Below are 24845 nucleotides of genomic sequence, written 5' to 3'. Positions count from 1 at the left end.
TCAGAAGTGCCTCGCTTCCAGGCGTTCCTGCCATGTTTCGCCCAGCTGTTCATCCACGGCCTGGGCGAGGCAATAGCAGTACAGGTATCGGTTCGCAGGAGCGACATCCAGCAGGGGGAGGACCTCGTAGAGCCAGTTGACGAGGAGACGGTAGGACAGGAAGCCTGCGGGCGGATCTTGGGCGAAGCCGCTGTCCCAGAGGGTGCGGTGGAACGGGCTCCGCAACGTCCTGTCCGCCGGACCGTGACCGTGGCGGGTGTCGGCGGAGTCGAGCAAGTCGCGGATGTCCGCGGCCAGCACCGGATCGGACAGCTTCGTGTAGGCGTCGGCGAACGCCGTGTGCCCCGACAGCGGGCCGGGATCGGCCAGCGCGCCGGCCAGCAGTTCCCGCAGACCGGCTGCCTGCCGCTGATAGGCCTGCTCGAAGCGGGCCCGCAGCGCGGCGGAGTCGGCACGGGAGTGGAGAAAGGCTTCCGCGTGGGAGCGGTAGGAGATCGAGCCGAACCGCAGGCCGCCCGGGTAGACAGAGCCGACGGCGAGCATCAGTCTGAGGGCCAGCCCGGGCGCCTGGCGTGTCGCCGTCCCGGGCCGCAACTCCGCGCCCAGCACGGCCGCGAGAGCAGTCAGCAGGCCGTGGCGTACGTCGTCAGGCGCGGAGAACACCCGCTCATCGCGGTCTTCGAGAACCGTGCCATGCGGGTAGGGGGTCAGGTGCCGGGCCGGTCGCCGCTCGATGCGCTCGTGGGCCTCGCGGAAGGCGTCGTACTCCTGCTGGCTCCAGGCGGGCCGCGGCTCACCGAGGGCCGCCGTCCGTTCCCGCAGCCGTGCCGCCCCGCCGACCGGCGGCACTCCCGGGCCGAGGTGCAAGGCCAGGTGGGAACCGCCGTCCCAGTGCCGGGTCAAGAAGCCGACCGGCAGCCCCGCCTCGGCCCGCAGCTCCGACAGGACGGGTAACACCGCACGGGCTAGGACGTCCACCTTGCGCGGGGCGTAGTCGTAGACGCGGAGAACGGTCAGCATCGAGTTTCCTCGCGCCGGTCGAACTCGTAGACGTGCTCCCGGACATGCTCCGCTTCCACGGGCTCGGGAAGGCACTCCTCCAGGTAGGGACGGCTGAACTCGGCCGCGTCACGGGCCAGTGCCCGCAGTCCGAGAGAGCCGGCCAGGTGGACGTACCGCGGTTTGGGCAGGCGCGGGAACGGTGCCTCGAAGTCGGGGGCGGACGCGGCCTCGTGCTGCCACTGCTGGAGCTGCTTGCAGAAGACCTCGTCCGGGACGCCGTACCGCGCGGCCATGTCGAGGAGCTGGCGGAGCGCGGCGGTCGTGCCGGTGGCCGCGTCGGCCAGCCTGCTCAGGTCCGGCAGGTACCAGCGCGCACGCTGCAGGACGAGGGTGCCGTACCGGATGCGCGGCACGCGCAGCACGCCGTCCCCGCCCACGGTACGGCCCCGATACACCTGGTCGTAGGCGGGCTGGACGAGGCCGCCGCCCTGGAGCCAGGAGGCGATGCGACTCGGGGCGGGCAGCAGGTCCCAGCGGGTGGAGGCGATCACCACCGGCCGCCGGCCGTCCGGCGTGAACAGCCGCGGTCTGCCGGGCATGGCGGTGTCCTCAATGACGGCGCCGGCCCAGTCGTCGGGGGTCATAGCGTGATCGAGTAGGGGCGGATGAACGCCGGTGTTCACACCATGGCAGGCCCGGTCCTCCGCGACTGCAGGCCCGAGCAGCTCTCGCAGCCGCACGCGCAGCCGGCTCCGCGCGTCCCCGCCGGCCTGGGCGTCCAACCGCAGGAAGCGGGCAAGCAGGACACCGGTGCCCGCGTGGATCCCGTTGCACACCCACAAGCCGCCCGGTGCCTCCTGGAGCATCGCAGCGTACGAGGCGGCCGAGCCGTCGAGCCACTCCGGGAGGGAGCGCCGCCAGCACGCGACCAACTCTTCGCCGAGCACGGCCTCCTGTCCGGGCGGCAACGAGGCCAACAGTTCAGCGAGGTCGGTCAGAACGGCACGGCGGTATTCCCTCACCTCGCCGAGGCAGGCGGCGAGGCGAGGGTCGGACATCCGTCCGGGCGCGCCCGCGGCGTGGGCGGCGTGCGCGGCGAGGTCCTCCGCCGCCTCCGTGATGCTCAGCCGCGGCCCCAAGTGTCGGACGGCATCGTGCAGTCCGAGCCGAAGATCGGTCTTCAGGTCAAAGGCCCGCAGCACAGGAAGTAGGGCGGCGCAGGCGGCCAGGGCGGTGCGCGGAGCAGGCGGCGGTTCCGGTTCGGCCAGGGTGTCCTCGTAGATCTGGACGCCCAAGGCCGCGGCGCGGGGCAGCTCGCGGCAGGTGTCGCGGAACTGTTCCACCAGCGGCCGGCGACGCGTGGGATCGTCCTCGGCGAGCGCGCGGGTGATCCCGCCGAGACGGGCCAGCGGTTCGGCCGCCGGGCCATAGGACCGCAGGGCCGCGGCGAGGTCGTCCGCGAAAGTTGCGGACTGTTCGTCTACTGGCAGGGCTGGGACCAGCAGCCGGGCAGGCAGCACGGCACGCAGCACGCTCGCGGCGGCATCTTCCGGGCAGCCCAGCCGACGTGCCAGCCGTCGTATGAGGTCGTGCCGGGCATGTACGCCGAAACGGGCGAGGCCCACCAGGGCGTCGACCTGCGCCGTGCGCCTGACGGTGACCGACTGCGTCGCGCCAGCGCCGGTACGCAGGAATCCGAGGCGTCCGCGGCCCGCAGCGACGAGCGGTGCCAGCCGTACGAAGTCCGGCTCCTGCCCCGGTGTCTCGCGCAGCAGGGCCTCGCCGACCGCCAGCAGCGGGCCGCGTTGCAGGTCGACGGAGCGTTGGCGCACCACCGGTACGGCCCGGCGCCCGCCGGGCCTGTCGCCGTGATCCGGGGAGTCCGTGAGCGGCCCCAGGCAGACGGCGGTGAACTGCGAGCGGGGACTGGTGCGGAGCATCGCGCGATGGGCGTAACCGAGCAGCCGGGGCTCGGACTTGCGGTCCGCCCGCCTGGTGCGGCCCGCGTGCGCCGCGTACCGCAGCCGTGCGAGGTCCAGGTCTGGACTGACCAGGGCCAGCGACGAGGCGAAGGTGCTGTTCCCGCACAGGCCGGCGAGCACCGCGCGTTCCCGGTCCGACTCGGCTGCCGCCTGCGCGGCGAAGTCGGTCAGTGCATCGGCGTAGGCGAGGGCGTTCTTCTGCCAGCAGGCGACGACGTCCGGCAGCTGTGCGTCTTCTGCACGCTGTTCCGGTACAGGTGTGGTCGGCTTTGCGCGTATCCGGCGGCGCAGTCGTACGGCCGCACGGGATTCCTCCCCCGCAGGAAGCCGCCCGATGAGCCGGTGCAGGAAATCATCGGCCTCGCGCGCCGAGAACAGAGTCGCGGCGCTCACTTCCCGCAGACCGCGCCATTTCGCCCGCCGGTCCGCGGAGGTCGGCTGAGTGAAGGGCAGGAGATTGACTCTGGTCAGTACCAAATCAGCAACAGAGAAAACGGATTGCTCCACGGATGACGACGCTTCCACTCGACTTCCCTGCTCCCGAGCGGGGAACAGCTGCACATAGACAGGCCCCTGAGGGGGAGGAAAGTCTCCTCCCCCTCAGGGACGTCATCAGCTGACGCAGCAGCAGGAACAAGCGCCACCCGAGCCCGATGCGCCCAGTACTGGCAGCCCAGTGCTGTCCGGCACTTCCTCGACCTCAATCTCGTCCAGGGCGAACTCTTCGAAGTCGAAATCGACCGAATTCATGGAGCCTCCTTCCCTATACGCCAGGCCCCGAAAATAGATAGCCCGGCGGGATCTGTTGATTCCGTGAAGGATGTTATCAAGCTGACGTTCGAACGAGTCAAGCCCATTATTCGAGGTCGCCCTTGTCGACACAACTGGAATCAGGGCGTCCGGTAAGAATGAGGCGGCACCGTGCGAAAATGCGCAGTGGCCGAAAATGTGCAGTGGCCGAAAATGTGTAGCGGGAAATGATTCAAGGGAACCGGGATTTCCCGCTATCCCCGGCACCGGAGACCGATCGCGGCCTCCCGGGCGTCCGCGAGGGCCTGGCGGCTGACCCGTTCGATGTCGGCCAGCTGCCGTGCCGCCTCCTCGGGGCGGTCCGGCAGCATCCGCCCGGCCAGCTCGCTCTTCACCGTGACCAAGGCGAGGCAGTGGCCGAGCCGGTCGAGGACGGCCCACGCCTCGCTCAGCTCGGCGCTGCTTCGGTCCTCTGCCATCGCGCTCACGCCTTCAGCGTGTCCTTGCGGTGCAGCCACGCCGCGCTACCAGCGAACAGGGCGAAGTAGACCGCGAGGATGGCGACGTCCTGGAGCTCGGGGCGTGGCTTTGCTCGATCGCCCGCCCCAGGGAGGTGTACGCGTGGGTCGGCAGCCACTTGACGATGTCCTGGAGGACCTTCGGGAAGCTCGTCGAGGGCATCCACAGGCCGCCGAGGATCGACAGGTCGAAGTAGATGATCACCGACAGGGGGCGGACCGCGTCCCCGCTGGCGACGTAGCCGATGGCGCCGCCGAGCGCCGCGAAGACCAGGCTGCCAACCCAGATGACGCCAGTAAGGGCGAGCCACTGCCAGGCGTCCAGCGTACGTGCTTCAGGGCCGCAGCGACGAGGAAGACGACGACGATGGACGGCAGACTGACCAAGGTGGTGCTAGCGGTCTTGGCGAGCACGTAGCAGCGCCCGGGCAGCGCGGTCAGCCTCAACTGGCGTACGCAGCTGCTCTCGTGCTCCCTAGCGATGCGTTCGCTGGTGTCCATGAAGACCGCGGTCAGGGCACCGAATGACGCCATCGAGACCATCAGGTAGGTCGCCACGGACTGACCGCTGCCGCCGACCGTGGCATTGGAACCAGCACTGCTCGCGAAGATGAGGAAGATGGCCTACGGGTAGATCACCGAGAAGAACATGAACTTGCGGTTGCGCAGGGCGCGTATAAGCTCCAGCTTGATCAGACTGGTCACGACTGCTTGGCCTCCTCGGCCTCGGTGATGGCGACGAACGCCTGCTCCAGCCCGAGCCCGGTGACTTCGAGGTTGCGGGGGTGGACGCCGAGTCCGTACAGCGCGTGGACGGTGGCGTCGGCGTCCGTGGACTGGATGCGTACGGTGCGGCCGGAGATGTCGATCGAGGCGAGGAACGGCAGGGCGCTCAGCGCAGGTTCGTCGATCGGGTCCGGCAGGTCGAAGGAGATCCGGCGGGCACCAGCCTTCGCCTTGATCTCGGCGGCGGTGTCGTCTGCCAGCAGCCGGCCCCGGTGCAGCACAAGCACGCGGTCGGCGATCGAGTCGGCCTCTTCCAGGTAGTGGGTGGCGAAGAGGACGGTGCGGCCCTGGTCAGCCTGCTCGCGCATGGTGGCCCAGAAGTTCTGGCGGGCGGAGACGTCCATGCCGATGGTCGGCTCGTCCAGGACGATCAGGTCGCTGTCGCCAGCGGTGGCGAGGGCGAACCGGAGGCGCTGGGTCTGGCCGGCGGAGAGCTTATTGACCTTGTGGTCGGCGATCCGGGAGATGCCAGCCACGGCTAACACGACGTCGGTCCTGTACCGCTTGGGGTGCAGATCGCAGGCGAGTTTCACCAGCTCGCCCACGGTAACGTCGTCCATCAGACCGCCGCTCTGCAGCATAGCGCTCACGCGTCCGGCGACGATCGCCTCCCGCGGGCTGGTGCCGAAGAGTCTGACCGTGCCGCTGTCCGCCTGCTTGAGGCCGAGCAGCAGGTCGAGGGTGGTCGACTTGCCAGCACCGTTCGGACCCAGCAGGGCCACGGTCTCCCCCGGCCGCAGCGCGAGCGACAGCTCGTCCACCGCCCGGACGTCCCCATAACTCTTGGTCACCTGTACGAATTCCACCGCCGTGTACCTGGAAGTGGTCGCCGTCGTTGCCATGGCGCCCATCCTGACCGCGGTGCGGGGGCGCGAGGCAGTGTCGGCGGTCCTTAGTCCCGGGTGACAAATGTCATGCGGACCGGATGACATCCGACGGGCGCTTCACTGCAGGCCAGCGTGGTGGCGGCGGGCCTCGGCCAGCTCCGAGTCGCAGCGCGAGACTGCCGCTCGCCCAGGCCACCAGCAGGGGCAGGGCCAGGCTGAGTGCCGTGGCTCCGGCGCTGAGGTTCAACCGGACGGAGCGAACGCCTCGAAGGAACCGAATTACGAGCGCGAGCACGGCCGTACAGGCGATCCAGAAGCTGGACGCCGCGGTGATCATGTAGCCGAGGATCGCGGTGCTATGCGCCGGGAGGTGTACATGTGCACTGTCACGTTAGTTGTGTGGTAGGCGAGTTGAGGCCTGCTGGAGGCGTCCGCCTGCCGGGTGGTGCCGCCGCCAGGCGGTCGCTCGAGCGCTGCCGGTGACCTGGTTCCAGATGGTGAAGCGTCCGGTCATTTCGTGTCGGTAGGCGCGGGGTGGTGAGGAGGTGGCGACGGAGCCGGGAGCGGGGTGAGATCCCGCTGGAGGCGGACAAGAGTCTCTGGGCGTGCCCGGCCGAGGCGAAAGCGCCTCTTCGAAGTACCTCAATAACAGAGCCGAGAACAGCCACCAACTGACCCAGCAACAGGAACGGGCCATGCGCATCGCTGCGATTCTCATCAAGTACGTTCAGGGCCGGCGGCAAGGACTGGGAGATCTACGAACGCATCCTGGACCACCTCGCTCGCGAGGGCATGAAGCTCAATCCAGTATGGCCGCGGCCCACTCCAACCAGACCTGGAGAGGGCCGCTCACGTACAGATCGAACAGGCAGCCGGGACCATCGCCGGCACGGCGGCATGCGCGAACACCTCCACCAACGCACCGCTGCCTCGTTCCTGGCCACCGTATGGTTCGCCGGACAACACCACCTCGTCGAACCCGACGACTGGCCCAACCCCTGCCCGCCACCGTCCTCGGCGCAATCCGCCAGGCCACAGGACACCCTCGCCCGCCTGGGCGGGCTGGGCTTCCCTCACGCGGTGCAGGCCGCGAAAATCCTGCGCCACCGCACCGACCTGCGCTCGGGAAGGTGACACGGCAGACCGCCTACGCATTCACCGACATCACCGCCCGCCAGGCATCACCCCAGCGGCTCGGGCAACTGGCGCGCTCGCAATGGGTGGTCGAGAACCGGCTGAGCTTCGTCCGTGACGCCACCTTCACCGAGTACACCTCCAAGATCCGCACCGGCGACGGTCCCCGACAACATGGCCACCCTCCGCAGCTTCGCGATCAACCAGCTACGAGTGGCAGGTCACCGAAAATCGCCGCCGGGCTCCGCGAGATGCCCGAAGTCCATTCACCGCCCGTTGGGCCTCCTCGGCCTGCCTGACCAACGATGATCCAAGATCGTCAGACCTTGCAACAGCCCCGGTGTGTTCCCGCTGAGGTTGCGTTGGCGGTGCTACATCCTCGTCATGAGGTACGGGAATGGCGGTGGTCTGACCGCCACGGGGCGGGCGAAGCGCGAAGCAGTGCGTTTCCATGCCGCGGAGATGTTCGAGCAGGGGGTGCGGCCGCCGGAGGTAGGTGGCCCGCAGGTTACGGGTGTCGCGAAAGTCGGCGTACGCCTGGCACGCCGCCTAGCGCGAGGGCGGCAGCGCGGCCCTGGCCTCCAAGGGGGGACTTTCCGTGCCGACTGGGCGATGTCCAGGCGGAGCGGTTGCAGGCCGAGTTGGGGGCCGGCGGCGCACGGCTGGACGGAGGACCAGCGGTGGACCCTGGCGAGGGTCGCGGAGCTGATCCATGGTCTACACCCCGCGCGGAGTGTCCTACCTGATGCACCGGCTGGGCTGGTCGCCGCAGGTCCCCGCGCACAGAGCGAGTGAGCGGGACGAACAGGCCGTCGCCCGGTGGCGGACGGAGCAGTGGTCACAGGTAAGAGGACGGCCCAGCTCCTGAGCGCGTGGATAGTCCTTGAGGACGAGGCCGTGACAGGACCTGAAACCCGGCAAGGGGCGCACCTGGTCACAGAGGCAGGACGCCGCTGGTCAGGGTGACGGGCAAGGGTTCCGGTCGGGTCTTGATGGCCAGGATGATCTGCGTCAGGCAGGGCCGCGAGCCCCGCCCGATCTACAGAACTCAGACGTACCGGGGCCGGACCGGCGAGAAGAAGGGCTTCCCAACCCGCGAGTTCGCGGACCTGCTGACCTCTGCCCGTCGGCAACTCGGCAATGCCCCGCTGATCATGGTGTGGGACAACGCCAGCACCCATCGCGCCAAGCCCTCGCGGGAGTTCTGCGACCGCAACAGCGACTGGCTGACCATCGCCAAGCTCCCACCCTACGCACCAGACCTCAACCCCGTCGAAGGCGTCTGGGCTCCCCTGAAGAAGTCCCTGGCCAACCTTGCACCTCTCATGATCGACGACCTCACCCCACTCGTGAAGAACCGCCTACGCGGCATCCAACGCCGACCGGAGATCCTCGACGGCTTCATAGCCAGTACCGGCCTCGAGCTGAAGCCTCCGTGAACTCCGTCACTCCACCCTTTCAACCTCAGCGTCGCGGCTATCCGTCCTCTCAACGCCTGGCGGCCTGTTCGTGACGGCTGAAATTCGCCGGGGTGGAGAATGACGGCCGGAATGTGCACTCGGATCGACAGGATCTCGTCACATTGTGCCGACTCATTGCACATTCAATGGGTGCCTGATCCCGCACTGACCTACTCAAAGGCTTTCGGACGGCATGTAAACGTGATCTCGGTCACGTTGGAACAGTTGATCTAGGTTGCTTTAGTGTCGACCGCAATGGAACCGATCTTCCTTGACGTAATGGCTGACGCAGGCTTTCAAGGTGGAGGCCTGGAGCTGTTCAGGCGCAGTACAGGGTTGACTCATGAGAGAAGGTTGACTCCGGTTGCCAGTCGTCATTCCCGAACCCATTGCGGCTACGGGCATAGATAGCCTGGTGCGCACCATAGGTGTCGGATTTGGTCCGTTGTAAGCGCATGTATCGAGGACGTCGCTGTGAGAATTCTTGTCACAATATCCGACCGAGTCTGGGGCGGAAAGCATCAATTCATGCTCGACACGCTGCTCGCTCTGCAGCGTCTCGGCCATGCGGTCAGGCCCTTCGTGGAGGACGGGGGGATGGTGGCGTCCAGGCTTGCAGAGCACGGCTTCTCGCCCTTAGCCGTGGACCCGTTCGCCACTCACCCTGATCAGGCGGCGGCTGCCGTAGCCCGGGAGGTGGCAGCGACCGAGCCGCACGTCCTGTGCACGACGGGACGCCACGACGCCGCAGCGGTGAACCGGGCGCTGAATGGGGTACGGACGAAACCGATGACGGTCCTCTATCGGCTATCGGCCTTCCCACTGGAGGAGAGCGGGGATGCCAGGGACTTCGCGGACGAGGCTGATCTCGTCATCGCTACCTCTATCGAGCAGCGGGAACGCCTTTTCCCCGACAAGCACGAGGACTGTGACATCGTTATCGTCACCAGTGGCGTGCAGCGGGAGTTCGTGGAGCGGTTGGCGGCCTTTGATCCCAAGAATGCCCGTAGCAAGCTGGGCATCCCCGAGGACGCCTTCGTCTTCACCGTCGCCGCTCGGCAGTCGTGGGAAAAGGGCATCGACCGGGTCGTCCGCGCCATGAAACCGGTGAGCGAAGTCTGCGCCTCCGCTCGGCTGGTGCTGACCGGCGACGGCGCGGAACGTGAGGCACTGGAAGCGTTGGTGAGTGAGCTGGGCCTGACCGACCGCGTGATCTTCACCGGCCACCTCCCCGACGTGGCGCCAGCCGTGGCCGCGACGGACGTTGCCGTGCTCGCGACCGTGGTGCCGGAGCCGCAGCCCCTCGCCCTCAAGGAGGCTATGGCGATCGGGTGCCCGGTCATCGCCTCGCGGATCGGCGGCATCCCCGAGTTCGTCATCGACGACGAGAACGGCCTGCTCGTCTCCGACAACGACGAGCTGGCACAGGCCATGGTGCGCGTCGCGACCGAGCCCGGTCTGGCCGCCAGACTCGGACAGCGCGCACGGCAGACCATAATCGGCGGGCACCTCTTCGAGCAGAAGGCCCGACATCTCTCCCACTGTTTGGACCGGCACGCGATCCGTCACCTCCCCTTGGACATCGTCCTTGGCGAGCTCACCTTCGACGATGTGCGCTTGCGTGACGAACTGGACGCAGGGTTTCTCTTCGTTCCTCGCACATCCGCCCTCGCCGAGTTGCCACCTGACATCCACGCCGTCCTGAGGGACGCCGTACAGCAAGGCGACCCGCGACGCCTCCTCGCACTGCCGGCAGACGCCGCCGCACACGTCGAGACATTCCACGCGATGGGCGCCCTCGTGCGGCCGGCCGACTCCGCCTAGCCGCCGGCCTCCCTCTTTCTCCCTCCTGACTCTTCCTTCTTCTCGCTGGTTCGCCGTGCGCGGGCGTAGCGGCCTTTAACCCGTATGCTTTTGGGGGCGCTAGTGTCTTCTTTCAGTTGGGCCGACCGTACGGTTCTGGTGACCGGTGCGGAAGGCTTCATCGGGTCGACGCTCGTCGATCTGTTGGTTGAACGAGGTGCCCGAGTGCGGGCCCTCACGCACTACAAGCCATACGCCGAGAAGGGCTACCTCGCCCCCTATCTGAATGCCTCCGCCTCCGCCTCCGTTGAGATCGTCACGGGGGACGTGAGAGATGCTGGCCGGGTCATGGACGCCGTGGAGGGGTGCGACACGGTGTTTCATCTGGCGGCACTGGTCGGCATTCCGTACAGCTACGTGTCCCCCGGCGCCTATGTCCAAACGAATGTGAGCGGCACGGAGAACGTCGCCGAGGCGTGCCGTCGGCACTCCGTACGGCGCTTCGTGCACACCTCCACGAGCGAGGTGTACGGATCGGCATTGTCCGTGCCCATCACCGAGAACCACCCGCTTCAGCCGCAGTCGCCTTACTCGGCGTCGAAGATTGGCGCGGACATGCTGGCGCTGTCTCATTGGCATGCATTCCAGCTGCCCGTGACAGTCGTACGCCCCTTCAACACCTACGGCCCTCGGCAGTCCGCGCGGGCGGTGATCCCGACAATCCTCGCCCAACTGCACTCGGGTGCACGGCAGATCATGCTCGGTTCGCTCACGACGAGTCGTGACTTCACGTACGTCACGGACACGGCGGCGGGGTTCCTGGCGCTGGCGGAGTGCGACCGCGCCGTTGGCGAGGTCGTCAACCTCGGGACCGGCCATTCCATCACGATCGGCGATCTTGCACAGGCGCTCATCGCGGCGTCCGGGAAGGACGCGGAGGTCGTCGTCGACCCCAGTCGCATCCGGCCCAAAGGCAGTGAGGTGGAGCGCCTCCAGTCGGACAACTCCCGGGCCGGCTCCTGGGCTTCGTGGAAGCCGCTTGTCTCCCTCGACGAGGGGCTCAGGCTGACCTCCGACTGGGTCGCCGAAAACCTTCGTCTGTTCGCCCCTGGGCGTTACCAGGTCTGAGCCGCCCCCGCTCTGCGCGCGGACAGCTCTGGTCGGTCCATTCGCTGGCCTGCCCACCCGCGGCACACGGCCATGTCCGCCCCACTCCCGCGCAACATCGCGAAGCTCTCCGAGTGAATCTCCCGCCGGTCCGGACCGATCACAGGGCCGGAACATCAGCCGAGCAAACAACGAAGAAGGGTGAAGTGCTCACATGAAGGCCATGATCATGGCGGGCGGCGAGGGGAGTCGGCTGCGGCCGTTAACCGATGTCACCCCCAAACCCCTGATGGAGTTCGGCGGGGTGCCGCTGCTACATCTCGTCCTGCGGCGGCTGCGCGACGCGGGATTTACGCAGGTAACCCTCGCCCTCCGGCACCAGGCTGACGTCATCAAGAGGAGCTGCGAGAACGCAGACTGGGGCGGGCTGGACCTCCGGTTCGTGGTGGAGCGGCAGCGCATGGGCACGGCCGGCCCGCTGGCCCTGCTCCCGGCCCCGTCGGTGCCGACCCTGGTCATGAACGCCGATCTACTGACCAGCCTCGACTTCGCCGGGCTGATGCACCAACACGACCTGTCCGGCGCCGACGCCACCATGGTCGTCACGCCGCAGGACTTCCAGATCCAGCACGGCGTCGTGGAGGTTGACGAGCACAACCGCGTCGTCCACCTCACGGAGAAGCCCCGTCTGCGGCACCTGGTCAACTGCGGGATCTACGTGCTCAATCCCGTCATTCTCAACCACCTCCCGCACGGCGAACCCTGCGACATGCCGGCCCTGCTGGAGACAGCGCGCGCGGTGGGCCGCAGCGTCGTCGCCCATGTTTTCGAGGGGGAGTGGCGTGACATCGGTACACCTCGGCAGCTGGAGGAGGCGCGCACGGCTTTCGAGGCTGACGCGACGCTCTTCTCACCGCAGATGCAGACCGTCGATTCCTGATCATTCGCCATGCCTCACAACCAAGTCCAGCTGAGAAAGGAAGTACGTCCATGGGCGGCAACCCAGTGAGCGGTGGAGTCCTCATCACCGGTGGTGCGGGATTCATCGGCGCTCATCTCGCTCGACACCTGGCCGCGAGAAACGCCGACGTGGTGGTCGTCGACGACATGCGGGTCGAGCCGATGATGAGCCCCGAGGGCATCGGGAAGTTAATGGAGAAGTCGGTGCTCGACATGACCGCCGCCGACCTCGACGGCATCGACCTTGTCTACCACCTGGCCTCGCACAAGAGCGTGCCCCGCTCGTTCAAACAGCCTCTCGACTATCTCGACAACGTCGACTCCGGGCGTCATCTCCTCGAGCTGTGCGCGACGGCCGGCGTCAAGCGCGTGATCGTCGGCAGCACCTGCGAGGTCTACGGACAAGCCAAGACGCTCCCCACCTCGGAGGACGCGCCCTTGTCGCCGCGCTCGCCCTACGCTGCGAGCAAGGTTGCCCTGGAGATGATCGCCCAGGCATACCAGCGCAGCGCCGGGACCGAGGTCGGCATCGTGCGCTTCTTCAATGTGTACGGGCCCGGTGAACGCCCGGACGCCCTCGTCCCCCGGCTGTGCGCGAACCTCCTGCTGAAGGGGGAGTTACCCGTTGAAGGCACCGGCGGACAACGCCGGGACTTCACCTACATCACCGACGTGGTACGCAAGCTGGCCGGGCTCGCCGAGAGCCACCTCGCCCCCGTCGTCAATCTCGGCTCCGGCCGTTCCTACTCGGTCAACGAGATCGTGGAGCTTTTGCAGGCTACGACCCCAGGCACTGAGGTGGTTCACAAGAGGGAGCGGACCAACGAAATCAGCGAGTTCCGGGCGGCGACCGCCGTACAGGAGCGCCTGCTGGACGATGCCGCACCGACGGTGGGCATCGCCGACGGAGTCAGCCAGACCCTCGCTTGGTGGGCGACCCGCGACCTCGACGACATCACCCGACGTCTCTTCAAGGAGGAATCCGACTGATGGCTGGTTACACCGCTCCCGTCCGCGCGAGTATTGACGTCACCTACGCCTGTGACCTGCGCTGCGTCCACTGCCGGACCAACACCGGGGAGATCCCTGCGCACATCCGACGGAAGATGCTCTCCATCGAGCAGCTGCGGCAGGTGATGCTGGAACTCGACCGTATGGGCACCTTCGAGATCACCCTCACTGGTGGCGAGCCTACCCTCCGCAAAGGGTTCTGGGACCTGCTGGATGTGGTGCCCAAACTGCGGCATGCCACCGTCACCCTGATCACGAACGCCGCCAACCACACCCGTGAGCAGCTCGACCAAATCGTGGACAGCGGGATCTCGTCCGTGCGGGTCAGCATGGACGGCACGCGGGAAACGTTCGCCGCCGTCCGCCTGAAGGACGTCTTCGACACCGTTGTGGAGAATTCCATCTACCTCCGCGACCGGGTACGGAGCTTCAAGGTCCTCACGACGGTGATGAAGACCAACCAGCACAACATCTTCGATCTGGCGGATTTCCTGCGCGCCGAGGGCTTCCGCCGCCAGGACCTCATCCTCGTCCGCGCGCACGGGCGAGGCGGACGCAACCGGCTGTTGCTCACCGAGGCCGAGACAATGGCGATCCACGACAAGGTCGTTGCATTCAAACGGACAGTCCCTGCCACGGACTTCGACCTGAACCTGAACGCCCCCTACTTGGTGCCTGGCGAGCAGTTGCGGCCCTACCAGGACGTGGTGATGTTCCCCTACCTGGTTCGCGACAGCAGTGTCGCGATCTCCGCGACGGGTGACGTGACGATGAGCCGCCTCTACAGCGCTGAGCCCCTCGGCAACACGAAGGACGCGCCCGTGGACCGCATCTGGGCAGAAGGCCAGGAGCAACTGGTTGCCGAGCAAGAGGAGTTCACCGAGGAGCGGTTGCGGGAGATTTTCTGGGACTTCGCCGCCGACGACGGCCGGGAGGTCATCCCGCTGACCTCCCTCCTCGACCGGCAGATCTTCGAAGGCGCCGAGGTGAGGTGAACGTGCCCGAAGCACTCGTCCGTCTCTACGACTTGCCTCCCTGCACTCTTGAGGACAGCGCGCTGACCGAAGAGCGTCGCGTGGTGCATGTCTCCGGAGCGGGGGCCAAGAGCGCGGCCCACGTGGAGCTGTGGCAGAGGGACAGCCGGCTCGGCCGATGCGCCCTCAACGCGCAGGGTCCTGGCACCGTCAGCCCTTGGGAGTGCGAGGTCGCCGACGCCGACCAGGAACTCGGCTGGACGCTGACCCGACTTGCGCTGGAGCGGCTCCAGTGGCTCGGGTTCGCCTACGGGCTCATCGACGTGCCCGACGGTGTCGCGTTGCCGCCACAGGTTGAGCGTGCCCTGTGGTGGCTGCCCGATCATGAGGGGCCGGTGCCCGCTGCCCGGCGGGACGTGCCCGAGCTGGAATGGGGCGACTTCTTCATCGACCTGCGCCGCTGGACGCCGCCTCCGGCCATGCCCACGCTGGACGTCGCGGGGCGCACGGTGCAGATCCGCAGGCCGGAGACTAGCGAGCAGCTGCTGCTGACGGAGTGGATACGCAACACGTTCGGCGGCGGCTGGGCCAGTGAGGTACACCGGTCCTTCGCCCGCGACCCGATCTCATCGGTGATCGTCGTTGACGCCGACCGGGACCTCCCGGCCAAGGACAGGCTGCTCGGCTTCATCTCCTACGACACCGCCCGCCTCGGGATGCTGTCGTCCATCGCCCTCGCGCCGGCCGCGCGCGGGCTCGCGCTCACGGTCGTGGGGACCCTGATCGAGGAGTGCCTGCGCGAGGCACGCGCGTCCGGGATGCCGTACGCGGTGCTCGGCGGGGTCAGCCACCGGCGGCAGGCACTGCGCTATATCGGCTCGCTGTGGACGATCCCAGGCTCCTGCCCGGGAATTTTCGGAAAGGGAGTGCGGAACTAGTGCGCATCGTCATTACGGTCGCCGATCAGACGTGGAACGGCACCCGGCGTCACCTGCTCGATCAGGCCCGCGGGCTGGCGGCGGCCGGACACGCCCTGACTGTGCTTGCCGAAGAGGGCAGCGCCATGCTCACACACTGCAGCCGGGCCGGGGTACCCACTGTCGCTGTACCCGCCTTCGCGACGCGCTCCGCGCAAGCGGTGGAAACTGCCGCCCGAGTGCTAGACGACAGCGACGCCCGGATCGTGTGGGTCACCGGTGTCCCTGACGCATTGGTCATGCAGCAGGCGCTGAAACGCACGAAGGGGGAGCGCGCCCTCGTCCTCGCCCACGACTCCGCCTACCCCCTCGGCACCGCCGACCAGGTCCGCGACCTCTTGACGGATGTACATCTCGTGCTCGCCGGGTCCGAGGAGCAGCGGGAGCGGCAGTTCTCCCCGCTCGTCGCGGCCGGCGTCCTGCCCGAGAACCGGGTGGAGGTCGTCACCACGGCAGTCAGACAGGACTTCCGCCGTGAGGTCACCACCGCTGACCGCGCCGCCGTCCGTGCCGAGCTGGCCGTGGCCGACGACGAATTCCTGTTCCTCGTGCTCGGCCGCCTCGCCTGGGAGGACGGCATTGACCAAGTCCTCGACGCGGTCGGCGCAATGGACGCCGAAACCCTCTCGCGTACCCGGATCGCTGTTGTCGGGGACGGCCCGTTGGGCGCCGAGTTTCGCGACCAGGCAGCCGAGTTGCAGATAGAGGAACGCGTTCTCTTCCTCGATGGGCGGCATGACATGGCTGCCCTGGTCGCCGGAGGCGACGCCGCCGTACTTGCTATCACCGTCCCCGAGACCGGGCCGCTCGCCCTCAAGCAGGCGATGGCCGGGGGACTCCCGGTCGTGGCCAGCACTCAGGGCGGCATCCCCGAGTTCGTCGAGGACGAACGGCACGGCCGCCTCGTCGTCGATGAAGTAGACCTGCGCGATGCGCTGGAGCACCTCGTCCGGGACCCGGACACGGCCCGCGCATGGGGTGCGGCGGCACGGGACGCCATCGCCGTGGGACACCGCCTCGAACGGCGTGTGGAGTACCTCGTTCATCGACTCGACCTGCTCGCCCTGACGGAGACGCCCCTCGATGCGGTCTTGCCCGAACTGACGTGGGACGACGTGCGCTTGCGTACCGAGGTCGACAGCGGGTTCGTGTTCGTGCCGCGCACCTCGCAGCTCATGGAGTTGAAGGGCGACGTCTTCCCCACCGTGCGCGAAGCCGTCACCGCCGGCGACCCGGCGTTGCTGCTCCACCCCGCCCTGAGCGATCCTCGCCGTCTGGTGTCCGAGCTCTACGCCATGGGCGCGCTCGTTCGCCCCCTTGCCTCGGAGGCTTCGGAGTGAGAGCGCTCGTTCTCGCCGCCCACCCCGACGACGAAGTCCTCGGCGCTGGGGCCACCGTGGCGATGCTCGCCTCCCAAGGAGCGCGGGTGCATTTGCACATCCTTGCCGAGGGAGTATCGCTGCGCCACCAGGGCGTTACCCTCGCCGAGGCCCGGTCGCGCTGTGAGGCCGCGGCCAAGGAACTGGGCGTAGACGACGTGTCATTCGGAGGGCTTGCCGACGATGTCCGGTTGCTGTGCGAGCTGCCGGAGCGGGTGACCGTTGAAGCAGTGGGCACCCAGCTCCGCGCTCACCAGCCGGAAATCGTCTTCAGCCATCATCCCGGCGACATCCATGCCGACCACCGGCTTGTCGCCCACGCGGTCACCTATCAGACGAAGCTGCTCGGTGCCGGCCCCATCCGGCAGGTCCTGCACTTCGAAGTGCTGTCCTCCACGGAACAGCAGACGGGCCTGCTCGCGCCCTTCAACCCACAGGTCTTTTATGACGTGACGGGGTACGTCGACGCCAAATGCCGGGCCCTCGCAGTCTACGACTACGAGGTCCACGCACCCCCGCACCCCCGGTCCGCCGAAGCCGTCCGAGCACAGGCCACTTTGCGCGGGGTGCAGGCGGGCGTCCACGCGGCGGAGGCGTTCGCCCTCGGCCGGGAACTGCGTGATTCCGCCGCGACGTACCACGCACGGAAAGGCATCCCCGCATGAGAGTTCTGGTCACCGGAGGCGCGGGCTACGTCGGCTCCTTCACGGTCCGCGACCTTGTGAAAGCAGGACACGAACCGCTCATCGTCGACAACCTCAGCAGCGGGCGGCGCGAAGCCGTCGGCGACGTGCCGCTCACCGTTGCCGACGTGCGCGACGTGGACAATCTCCGCGCGGTTTTCCAGCACTTCCGGCCCCGCGCCGTCCTCCACTTCGCGGCGCTCAAATCTTCGGAGGAATCTCTCGCCCAGATCGCCACCTACTACGACGTCAATGTCGTTGGCACCCACAACGTCCTCGCCGCATGCGCTGACACCGGCGTGGAACGCTTCATCTTCTCCTCGTCCTGCGCCGTGTACGGCACCCCGTCGGTCTGCCCCGTCAACGAGGCCACCCCTGTCCGGCCGGAAAGCCCCTACGGGGAGACCAAGTACCTGTCCGAACGGATGATCGCCTCCTACGCGCAGGTCACCGGCATGCGCTACGCCAACCTGCGTTACTTCAACGCGGCGGGCGCGGCCCCCGACGGCAGCCTCGGGGAGTACACCACCGCCGCGTCCCGGCAGCTTGTGCCAGTAGCGGTCCGCGCGGCCCTTGGCCTCATCCCCGGGATACAGGTGTTCGGGCATGATTACCCCACGGCGGACGGTACGGCGCTGCGCGACTACGTCCACGTCGTGGATCTGGCCCGCGCCCATGTCCGGGTACTCGACCACATTGACGAGGAGCCCTGGTCAGGCGCGGTGAACGTCGGCACGGGCCGTCCCGCCAGCGTCCGTGAGCTACTGGGCACCGTGCGATCCGTCTCCGGCCGCGACTTCGACGTCCACCCTGCGCCGCGCCGTCCTGGAGACCCGGGCGCCTCCTGGGCCGACCCGACGCTCGCCCGGGAGCGGTTCGGCTGGAAGGCCGAGTTCGGCCTCGACGATATTGTCCGGACAACTTGGGCGTGGCACACCTCCAGCCCCGCTTCACTGGGGTGACATGCACCTGTACCTGATGCGTCACGCAGAGGACTCTTCCCGGCCCGCCCCGCCGGACGGCGACCAGCGCTGCCTCACCTGGACCGGACTGCGACAAGCAGCCGCCACGGCTCGCTGGCTCGCTGCCCGGGAAGTGACCGAGATCCGGACGAGTTCCCTGTTGCGGGCCCGACAGACCGCCGCCGTTGTCGCCGAGGAAACCGGCCTAGCCCTCTGCAAGGACCCGAGGCTCGACGAGGTCCGCACCGGCCCCAGCGGCGCCTCGCTGCCACCTCCGAGGGAACGGCGAGACGCCGCACACCCGCCGGACACCGAGTCGTGGCCGGCGTTTCTCGGCCGGGTCCAGGACTGTGTCGACGACCTGTGCCGGAATCCGGATCCTGAACGCCGGATCGTCCTGGTTACCCACAGTGGCTTCTTCGACGCGTTACACGAACTGATCGGAGGCCAAGGAAACAAGATGGAGCTCCAGGTGGACCACGCGGCGGTCACGCACTGGCAGTACCGCCCCGGCTGTGCGGCCGGAACCTGGCTGCTGCTCTGCCACAACCTCACCCCTTGCCCTGGTGAGACCGTGCCCGGCCACAAGCTCGGAGGAGCGGCATGAGCAGGCCCCGCCCCCGCTTGCTGATCGTCTGCGTAGACGGCGGTCGCCCCGACGTGATCCGCCGCCATGGCTTCTTCGACGTCGCCCGCTTCTTGCCCGGTCGGCCCGACTCCGGGGTCCGCACGATGCGCAGCATCTTTCCGTCATCGACGGCGCCCGCGCACGCTTCCTTCCTCACCGGCCGCACTCCGGCGGGCCACGGCATCGTCGGAAACCGATTCTGGGAGACGCAAAGCGTTGCCGAAATACGTGCACGCGCCGACGACCCACTGTCCGCGTTCCACCCCTACGAGCGGGGATCGCTCACCGCGCCGAGCCTCCTCGACTGGTTCGCCGAGCGAGGGGCATCAGCCGTCGCGGTTCACTTCCCGCAAACGTTCGCCAGCAGGGAGGGCATCCCCGATATTCCCAGCTGCTACTGCCTCTACGCCCCGGCCCGCGAACTCACCGTCCCCCTTACCGACAGCATCTCAGGCACCCGGACCGGGACGGGCGCCGTCACCTACCTCGGGGACACCGTTCGCGTCACCACCACCCTCGATGCGTCCAGCGACACCGTCCACGTCTCCCTGGCCGGATCGGCGCCCCTGGCGCTGAGATCCGCACATCCCGTACGACTCGACGTACGGACCGGGGTGGGCGAGGTGTCGGTCGCGGTCACCGTCCTCGACAGCCACCCGGCCGCCGTGACCCTGCGCTTTGGCACCGCTGTCATCGCCCGCGGCTACGGTGGCCTGTCCGTCGCCGCCGAACCGCCCGGCAGCGGACCGGCGTCCCTGCACGTTGCGTACACCGCCAACCCGGACCACCGCTTCCACGAGGCACCGCGTGCCGCATGGATCGAGCGAACCGCGCTCGCCGCGCTCCACGCACACGACCCGGACGTGCTGTTCGTCCGCTTCAACCAGGCTGACCACGCACAGGAGTTCCTGTACTGGCACGCCACGCGAGGGACCGCCACCGAGCGGCGTCACGCTTGGCAGCAGATCCTCGACGTGTATGCCGAGATCGACGCGGCCGCAGCCCGCCTCGTACAGGAGGCCGGGCCGGACGCCGAGGTGGTGTTCTTCTCCGACCACGGCATCGACTACGTCGAGACTCACCTACGCCCCAACCGGCTGCTCGCCGACGCCGGGCTGCTGGACCGCATGGTCTTCCAAGGCGACAGCAACTGCGCCTACCTGTACACCGATGTCCCTCTCACCGCCGACGAGGAACAGCAACTGACTCGCCGACTACGAGCCTTGGACCCGACCGTGTCCGTGCTCGGGCCGGCTGAACTGAAGCGGCTGGGTCTGCCCGCGCAGAGCCCGCGCATCGGACGCCTTGCGATCTCCTGCGGACCGCACATCGAGTTCCAGTACGGGCAGGACGCAGCCCGGGAGCGGGTCGCGTCCGCATCCCATGGCTACCTGCCCACTGCCAACACGATGAGCGGCTTCCTGCGCCGGTTCGGCCGGACGGTCCGCTCGGAGGAGGAAGCCCCGGACATCACCGGGGCCGCCGCCCTGATCCAAGAGACCTGGCTACGCATGACAGGAGGGACGCACGCCGCATGACCGGCAGCCCATACGCCTACGAGGTCGTGGACGTCAGTAAGCGGTACGAGAAGTCGTCGTCACCTGCGACCAACGACGTCACCTTTCGGATCCGCGAAGGCGAGTTCTTTGGCCTGCTCGGCAGCAACGGCGCTGGAAAGACCACGTTGATCAAGCAGATGCTCGGCCTTGTTCGACCCGATCGGGGGCACATCCTGCTCTTCGGGCGCGACGTCCTTACCAGCCCTCGCTTCACCACGCACACCGTCGGCTATATGCCGCAGACCGCGTTCGCGCTGAACAGTCTGACCGTTCGGGAGTCGCTCTACTACAGCGCCCATCTGCGCGGCCTGCCCGCTCGCGCCGCCCGCCGCGAACGCGACGAACTCCTCGACCTACTCGACCTGGGCCGCCTGGGCAGCAAGGTGGCCCGGCAGCTGTCCGGCGGTGAACGGCGGCTGTTGCAGCTCGCCGTCACCCTCACCGGCTCCCCACCCGTTCTCATCCTCGACGAACCGACCAACGAACTCGACCCCGCCCGCCGCCGCCAAGTCTGGGACCTGCTGCAAAAACTGCACCAGACCGAAGGCCGCACCATCGTCCTCATCACCCACAACGCCGTCGAAGCGGAGCAGGTGATTGAACGGGTCGGCATCCTTCGCGACGGCGCGCTGGTCGCGGTCGGCCCGCCAGCCGAGCTGAAAATTCCGCTTCGCTCCCATGTGCGGCTCACGTTCTCCCACCTGGAGGGCCGACCGCCCGGGCTGCCGGATTATGTGCGTGTGCAGTCCGACCACGGGGGCAAGGTCGTCGCCCACCTTGCTTCGGCGGACCTGGCGCGGCTTGCGGAGGACGTGGACCTCGCGGCCCTGCCGGAATTCGCCCTACACACCGCAACGCTGGAGGACGTGTACATCAGTTATGCATGACGACAAACGGGGCCTCGGCTTCACCGGGCAGGTCTGGGACCTGTTCCGCATCCAACTCACCAACTGGCGTTGGTCCTGGCCCCAGATGGTGCTCACCGGGATTCTTGCCCCCCTGGTCAGTCTGGCCGGCCTCGGCCTGTTCGCCCGTCACTCCAGCCCTGAGGCCAGCGCCTATGTGATGACCGGCAGCGTGACGATGGCCATCCTCTTCGAGACCCAGAACAAGATCGCCAGCAACTTTTCGTTCATGCGGAACACCGGGGCGTTCGAGTTTTACGCGGCCATGCCGGTGCGCCGCGAGGCGCTCATCGTCGCCACCCTCGCCGCCTTCTTTCTGCTATCGCTCCCGGCCGTCCTCGTGACCGTTGTCACCGGGTCGCTCCTGCTGGACATACCGCTGCGACCGTCTCCGCTGCTGCCCGTGTGCCTGGTGCTGGCCCTGCTACCATCGGCCGGCCTCGGCGCGCTCATCGGCAGTCGGTCGGCCTCCATCGAGCAGGCGACTTCGCTCAGCCTCGCCACAACTTTGCTGATGATGGCGCTGGGTCCGGTCGCCGTCCCGCCCGCGCTGCTCCCAACGAGCCTGGTGTGGGTCGGCCATGTCAACCCTGCTGTCCATGCCTCCGCCGCGCTGCGGGCCGCGCTCACCGGCGAGGGCGAGCCAACCGGGGACCTCGCGGTCCTCGCGGTCTTCTCCCTCGCAGTCTGGGGCCTTACCACCGCCCGGATGCGCTGGCGCGCCCGCGCCCGACGCATCGTCGTCCGCAACAGTTCCGTCCCGACTCTGCACAAGGAGAGCCCCTCATGACCGAGCAGGAATTCATCGCGATCCTCAACCCGCTGCTGGAAGACATCACCGGGGACTCCCTCAGCGAAGACAACCTCGATGCCACGTTCCGCGACCTTGGGCTGGACTCCCTGAGTCAACTCGAGGTCATCAGCCGCATCGAGGAGAGCTTCGACTGCCAGATCGACGACTCTGTGCTGCGGTCCATCAGCTCGCCGCGCGAGCTGATGGCAGCCATACAGGGGACCGCTGCGGCCCTGTGAACCGTCTCCATCGGTTGGGCCTGACGCCGTGTGGCGCTCGTTTGCTCGCGATCTGGCTTGCTGTCCACCTCGCAGCGTTTCTCGCGGTGACTGTGTCCGGCAGCGACGTCGGGCTCAGCCATGCCCTGTGCGAGTGGACGGCGGATCGCCCGGCCGTTGTGGGGTTGCTAAGGCAGGTCACCGCGTGGGGCAACCCGTTGCCGGTGACCCTGCTGGCCGTCGGCACAGTCCTGCTGGCACTTGTCCGCCGGGACATCGTCGCGGCCGGGGTCTACCTCGCCATCCCGTACGCGGCGACGGTGAGCAGCAGCCTTTTCAAGGGGTGGACGGCTCGGGAACGTCCTCGGTTCGCCTGTGCGTCCGTCACCGCCGACGGCTTCTCCTTCCCCAGTGGCCACGCCGTCGGCGTCACCGCCGGGTACGTGCTCGTCGCGATGTGCGTGAGTGGAGCACTCGGAGGCAGACATCTCACGGCACTCGTCGTTCCGGCGGTGGCGCTCGCCGACCTCGTATCGTTGAGCCGGGTCCTGCTGGGCGTGCACCACGTCGTCGACGTGCTCGCGGGCCAGCTCCTTGCGGTGACCTGGCTCGCTGTGGCGGCGTTCGTGATCACCTCACCCAGACGGTCCCGGGCCGCTCCGGTCGATCTCGATCGGACGGCAGGACGCCCCGTGCCATGATGCGCACATGCCCTTCGACCATAACGAGCACTACCACCCCCTCTTGCTTCGCGAGGTGCCTGAAAAGGGTGGCCGGGCGCTGGATGTGGGCTGCGGTGCCGGTCGGTTCGCCGAGGCCCTCGCCCTGCGCGGCTTCAACGTGGACGCAGTCGACCGCGATGCGGAGACCGTTGCCGCCGCACGGCGTCTCCACAGGGAGGATGCCGGAGCCGGGCGACTGCACTTCCGCTGCGCAGACATCACTCGCACCCCGCCGCGGCCCGCCACGTATGACGTCATCTCCTGTATCGCGAGCCTGCACCACATGCCCTTCGCCACCCTCGCGACGCTGCGAGACGCGCTGCGCCCTGGCGGGGTGCTCCTCGTCCTCGGCTGCTACCGCGAACAGACACTCACCGACCGCCTGATGAGCATGGCCGGGGTCGCCGTGAACGCCGCATACGGAGCGGTGGCGGCCGTGCGGGACGCGGTCACCCGCACGGCGCCTTCGCCACACCCCGCCCCGCCGACGATGCAACCCGTCATGACCCTTAAAGAAGTCACGCAGGGCGCCCGGGAGCTGGTGCCGGGCAGCGAAATTCGCCGTCTCCCGCTCTGGCGCTACCTCCTCATACACCACACGAACCGCCCTGCTCCGCTGCCCTGAACGTAACGAGTACGGACAAGGAAGCCGGAAGCACGCAGCAGGCACCGAGAGAAACCGAAAAGGAACACCGCCGTGGAACACCACGCTGCCTACCGACTGGGCGCGACCTGCGTCGCCTTCAACCCCGCCGGGCAGGTCCTCATCACCCGGCGTCGCAGCCCCGAACGCTGGGAACTACCTGGCGGCCTGCTCGACCCCGGCGAGAGCCTGCACGCTGCCGCCGCCCGTGAGACCCTCGAAGAGACCGGCGTGACTGTCGCGGTGCACGGCTTGGTCGGCGTCTATCAGCACCCCCGGCTGGGCATCCTCGCCGCGCTATTTATCGCCACCCCAGTCTCCGGCACTCCCCATCCCACAGAGGAGTCCAGCGAGGCTCGCTGGTCCGACGTGCCCGACGCTCTGGAACTCCTTCACCCCTTGTACAGGCCCCGCCTAGAAGACACGCTCAGTACACGGCACACCGTTCCTCTGCGCATCCATGAGGGCGCCACCATCCTGGACATGCTCGAGGTGCGGGAAGTAGACGCCCACAGGGGCCCTCATGTGCCAAATTAGTACTCCAGCCGAACTTATGTATTTCTGCTGGTCAACGTCCTGGCGGTGGGGAGTGTAGCGGGGTGCGGCATGCGCGCGGGACGGTCTTGGACAGGTCGTCCCACCAACGTGTGTCCGCGCCGCATGTAATGACAGCGCGACGAGCAGTCCGTTCTCGTGATCCACGACGTACCAACGAAGGCTTGGGACTTGGAACTCGAAGAACTCTTCCTGCGGACCGGAGCCCGCTTCTGCCGGGTGGAGTCCCGGCGGCGGATGCGGGACTACGTCCGCGGACTGCTCGGCCCGGTCGGCCGAAAGAACAGCTGGCAGCTCGCCGAGTACGCCGGCCACGCCACTCCACACGGCCTGCAGCACCTGCTCTCCCACAGCCGGTGGGACGCTGACGGCCTGCGCGACGACCTCCAGGCATACATCGCGGAACAACTCGGCACGCCGAACGGCGTGTTGATCCTCGACGACACCGGCTTCGTGAAGAAAGGCATCACCTCCGCAGGGGTGCAGCGCCAATACTCCGGCACGGCC

26 protein-coding genes and 3 pseudogenes are annotated in these 24845 nt (G+C 67.8%); 23 read left to right on the top strand and 6 right to left on the bottom strand.

Annotated elements, in window-relative coordinates:
- The 6 genes and pseudogenes from ACWGJM_RS38940 to ACWGJM_RS38915 all read right to left on the bottom strand — a co-directional run bounded on the left by ACWGJM_RS38940 (position 1) and on the right by ACWGJM_RS38915 (position 5889).
- A complete protein-coding gene (locus ACWGJM_RS38940; RefSeq protein WP_453416472.1) occupies positions 1–1020 on the bottom strand; it encodes a lantibiotic dehydratase C-terminal domain-containing protein in 1020 nt (339 codons plus the stop codon).
- Complete coding sequence (locus ACWGJM_RS38935; RefSeq protein WP_453416471.1) at positions 1014–3377, bottom strand: lantibiotic dehydratase; 2364 nt, start codon at positions 3375–3377, stop codon at positions 1014–1016. The genes ACWGJM_RS38940 and ACWGJM_RS38935 overlap by 7 nt, the downstream gene beginning before the upstream one ends.
- 219 nt (positions 3378–3596) lie before the next feature.
- Entirely contained in the window at positions 3597–3734 is a 138-nt protein-coding gene (locus tag ACWGJM_RS38930; RefSeq protein WP_453416470.1) for a thiopeptide-type bacteriocin, read from the bottom strand.
- Between the two features lie 266 nt (positions 3735–4000).
- A pseudogene (locus tag ACWGJM_RS38925) lies at positions 4001–4162 on the bottom strand (histidine kinase dimerization/phosphoacceptor domain-containing protein); the annotation flags it as partial.
- Between the two features lie 56 nt (positions 4163–4218).
- Positions 4219–4957, bottom strand: a pseudogene (locus ACWGJM_RS38920) (ABC transporter permease).
- Complete coding sequence (locus ACWGJM_RS38915; RefSeq protein ID WP_453416469.1) at positions 4954–5889, bottom strand: ABC transporter ATP-binding protein; 936 nt, start codon at positions 5887–5889, stop codon at positions 4954–4956. Before ACWGJM_RS38915 ends, ACWGJM_RS38920 begins: the two are co-directional and overlap by 4 nt.
- A gap of 596 nt (positions 5890–6485) precedes the next feature.
- On the opposite strand from ACWGJM_RS38915, the pseudogene ACWGJM_RS38910 reads away from it, so the two are divergent.
- The 23 genes and pseudogenes from ACWGJM_RS38910 to ACWGJM_RS38800 all read left to right on the top strand — a co-directional run.
- Positions 6486–6566 (top strand): annotated as a pseudogene (locus ACWGJM_RS38910) (IS6 family transposase); the annotation flags it as partial.
- Positions 6567–6762: 196 nt separating this feature from the next.
- On the top strand, positions 6763–6999 hold the full coding sequence (locus ACWGJM_RS38905; protein ID WP_453416524.1) for a hypothetical protein: 237 nt from the start codon (positions 6763–6765) through the stop codon (positions 6997–6999).
- Entirely contained in the window at positions 6996–7298 is a 303-nt protein-coding gene (locus tag ACWGJM_RS38900) for a hypothetical protein (RefSeq protein ID WP_453416523.1), read from the top strand. Before ACWGJM_RS38905 ends, ACWGJM_RS38900 begins: the two co-directional genes overlap by 4 nt.
- A gap of 413 nt (positions 7299–7711) precedes the next feature.
- Positions 7712–7867: a helix-turn-helix domain-containing protein gene (locus ACWGJM_RS38895; protein WP_453416468.1), complete on the top strand. Its 156-nt coding sequence runs from the start codon at positions 7712–7714 to the stop codon at positions 7865–7867.
- Positions 7868–8000: 133 nt separating this feature from the next.
- The gene (locus ACWGJM_RS38890) at positions 8001–8438 is read left to right on the top strand and encodes a transposase (protein WP_453416467.1); all 438 of its coding nucleotides are present in this window, start codon (positions 8001–8003) and stop codon (positions 8436–8438) included.
- A gap of 549 nt (positions 8439–8987) precedes the next feature.
- Complete coding sequence (locus ACWGJM_RS38885) at positions 8988–10283, top strand: glycosyltransferase family 4 protein (RefSeq protein ID WP_453416466.1); 1296 nt, start codon at positions 8988–8990, stop codon at positions 10281–10283.
- A gap of 84 nt (positions 10284–10367) precedes the next feature.
- Complete coding sequence (locus ACWGJM_RS38880; RefSeq protein WP_453416465.1) at positions 10368–11390, top strand: SDR family NAD(P)-dependent oxidoreductase; 1023 nt, start codon at positions 10368–10370, stop codon at positions 11388–11390.
- Positions 11391–11583: 193 nt separating this feature from the next.
- Positions 11584–12309: a sugar phosphate nucleotidyltransferase gene (locus tag ACWGJM_RS38875; RefSeq protein WP_453416464.1), complete on the top strand. Its 726-nt coding sequence runs from the start codon at positions 11584–11586 to the stop codon at positions 12307–12309.
- A gap of 50 nt (positions 12310–12359) precedes the next feature.
- Positions 12360–13319, top strand: coding sequence for an NAD-dependent epimerase/dehydratase family protein (locus tag ACWGJM_RS38870; RefSeq protein ID WP_453416463.1), 960 nt, complete (start codon positions 12360–12362; stop codon positions 13317–13319).
- A complete protein-coding gene (locus ACWGJM_RS38865) occupies positions 13319–14335 on the top strand; it encodes a radical SAM protein (RefSeq protein WP_453416520.1) in 1017 nt (338 codons plus the stop codon). The genes ACWGJM_RS38870 and ACWGJM_RS38865 overlap by 1 nt, the downstream gene beginning before the upstream one ends.
- Positions 14336–14337: 2 nt before the next feature.
- Positions 14338–15252, top strand: coding sequence for a GNAT family N-acetyltransferase (locus tag ACWGJM_RS38860; RefSeq protein WP_453416462.1), 915 nt, complete (start codon positions 14338–14340; stop codon positions 15250–15252).
- Between the two features lie 278 nt (positions 15253–15530).
- Entirely contained in the window at positions 15531–16631 is a 1101-nt protein-coding gene (locus ACWGJM_RS38855) for a glycosyltransferase family 4 protein (RefSeq protein WP_453416461.1), read from the top strand.
- Complete coding sequence (locus ACWGJM_RS38850) at positions 16628–17335, top strand: PIG-L deacetylase family protein (protein WP_453416460.1); 708 nt, start codon at positions 16628–16630, stop codon at positions 17333–17335. The genes ACWGJM_RS38855 and ACWGJM_RS38850 overlap by 4 nt, the downstream gene beginning before the upstream one ends.
- Positions 17332–18315 carry a UDP-glucose 4-epimerase GalE gene (gene galE, locus ACWGJM_RS38845; RefSeq protein WP_453416459.1) on the top strand — a complete coding sequence of 328 codons (984 nt, stop codon included), beginning with the start codon at positions 17332–17334 and terminating at the stop codon, positions 18313–18315. Before ACWGJM_RS38850 ends, galE begins: the two co-directional genes overlap by 4 nt.
- Before the next feature lie 16 nt (positions 18316–18331).
- Positions 18332–18922, top strand: a complete 591-nt coding sequence (locus tag ACWGJM_RS38840) for a histidine phosphatase family protein (protein ID WP_453416458.1) — start codon at positions 18332–18334, stop codon at positions 18920–18922.
- Positions 18919–20481: an alkaline phosphatase family protein gene (locus ACWGJM_RS38835; RefSeq protein ID WP_453416457.1), complete on the top strand. Its 1563-nt coding sequence runs from the start codon at positions 18919–18921 to the stop codon at positions 20479–20481. The genes ACWGJM_RS38840 and ACWGJM_RS38835 overlap by 4 nt, the downstream gene beginning before the upstream one ends.
- Complete coding sequence (locus tag ACWGJM_RS38830; RefSeq protein WP_453416456.1) at positions 20478–21389, top strand: ABC transporter ATP-binding protein; 912 nt, start codon at positions 20478–20480, stop codon at positions 21387–21389. Before ACWGJM_RS38835 ends, ACWGJM_RS38830 begins: the two co-directional genes overlap by 4 nt.
- Complete coding sequence (locus ACWGJM_RS38825; protein ID WP_453416455.1) at positions 21382–22197, top strand: ABC transporter permease; 816 nt, start codon at positions 21382–21384, stop codon at positions 22195–22197. The genes ACWGJM_RS38830 and ACWGJM_RS38825 overlap by 8 nt, the downstream gene beginning before the upstream one ends.
- Positions 22194–22439, top strand: a complete 246-nt coding sequence (locus ACWGJM_RS38820) for an acyl carrier protein (protein ID WP_453416454.1) — start codon at positions 22194–22196, stop codon at positions 22437–22439. The genes ACWGJM_RS38825 and ACWGJM_RS38820 overlap by 4 nt, the downstream gene beginning before the upstream one ends.
- 14 nt (positions 22440–22453) lie before the next feature.
- Complete coding sequence (locus ACWGJM_RS38815; RefSeq protein ID WP_453416453.1) at positions 22454–23119, top strand: phosphatase PAP2 family protein; 666 nt, start codon at positions 22454–22456, stop codon at positions 23117–23119.
- Positions 23120–23126: 7 nt separating this feature from the next.
- On the top strand, positions 23127–23765 hold the full coding sequence (locus tag ACWGJM_RS38810) for a class I SAM-dependent methyltransferase (RefSeq protein WP_453416452.1): 639 nt from the start codon (positions 23127–23129) through the stop codon (positions 23763–23765).
- A gap of 72 nt (positions 23766–23837) precedes the next feature.
- The gene (locus tag ACWGJM_RS38805) at positions 23838–24320 is read left to right on the top strand and encodes an NUDIX hydrolase (protein WP_453416451.1); all 483 of its coding nucleotides are present in this window, start codon (positions 23838–23840) and stop codon (positions 24318–24320) included.
- A gap of 156 nt (positions 24321–24476) precedes the next feature.
- On the top strand, positions 24477–24845 hold a 369-nt coding region (locus ACWGJM_RS38800; RefSeq protein WP_453416450.1), incomplete at its 3' end, for a transposase.

Source organism: Streptomyces sp. NPDC054834, from assembly GCF_053611185.1.
The sequence above is the reverse complement of the archived record's forward strand: the minus strand, read 5'-3'. Positions and strand labels throughout refer to the sequence as shown.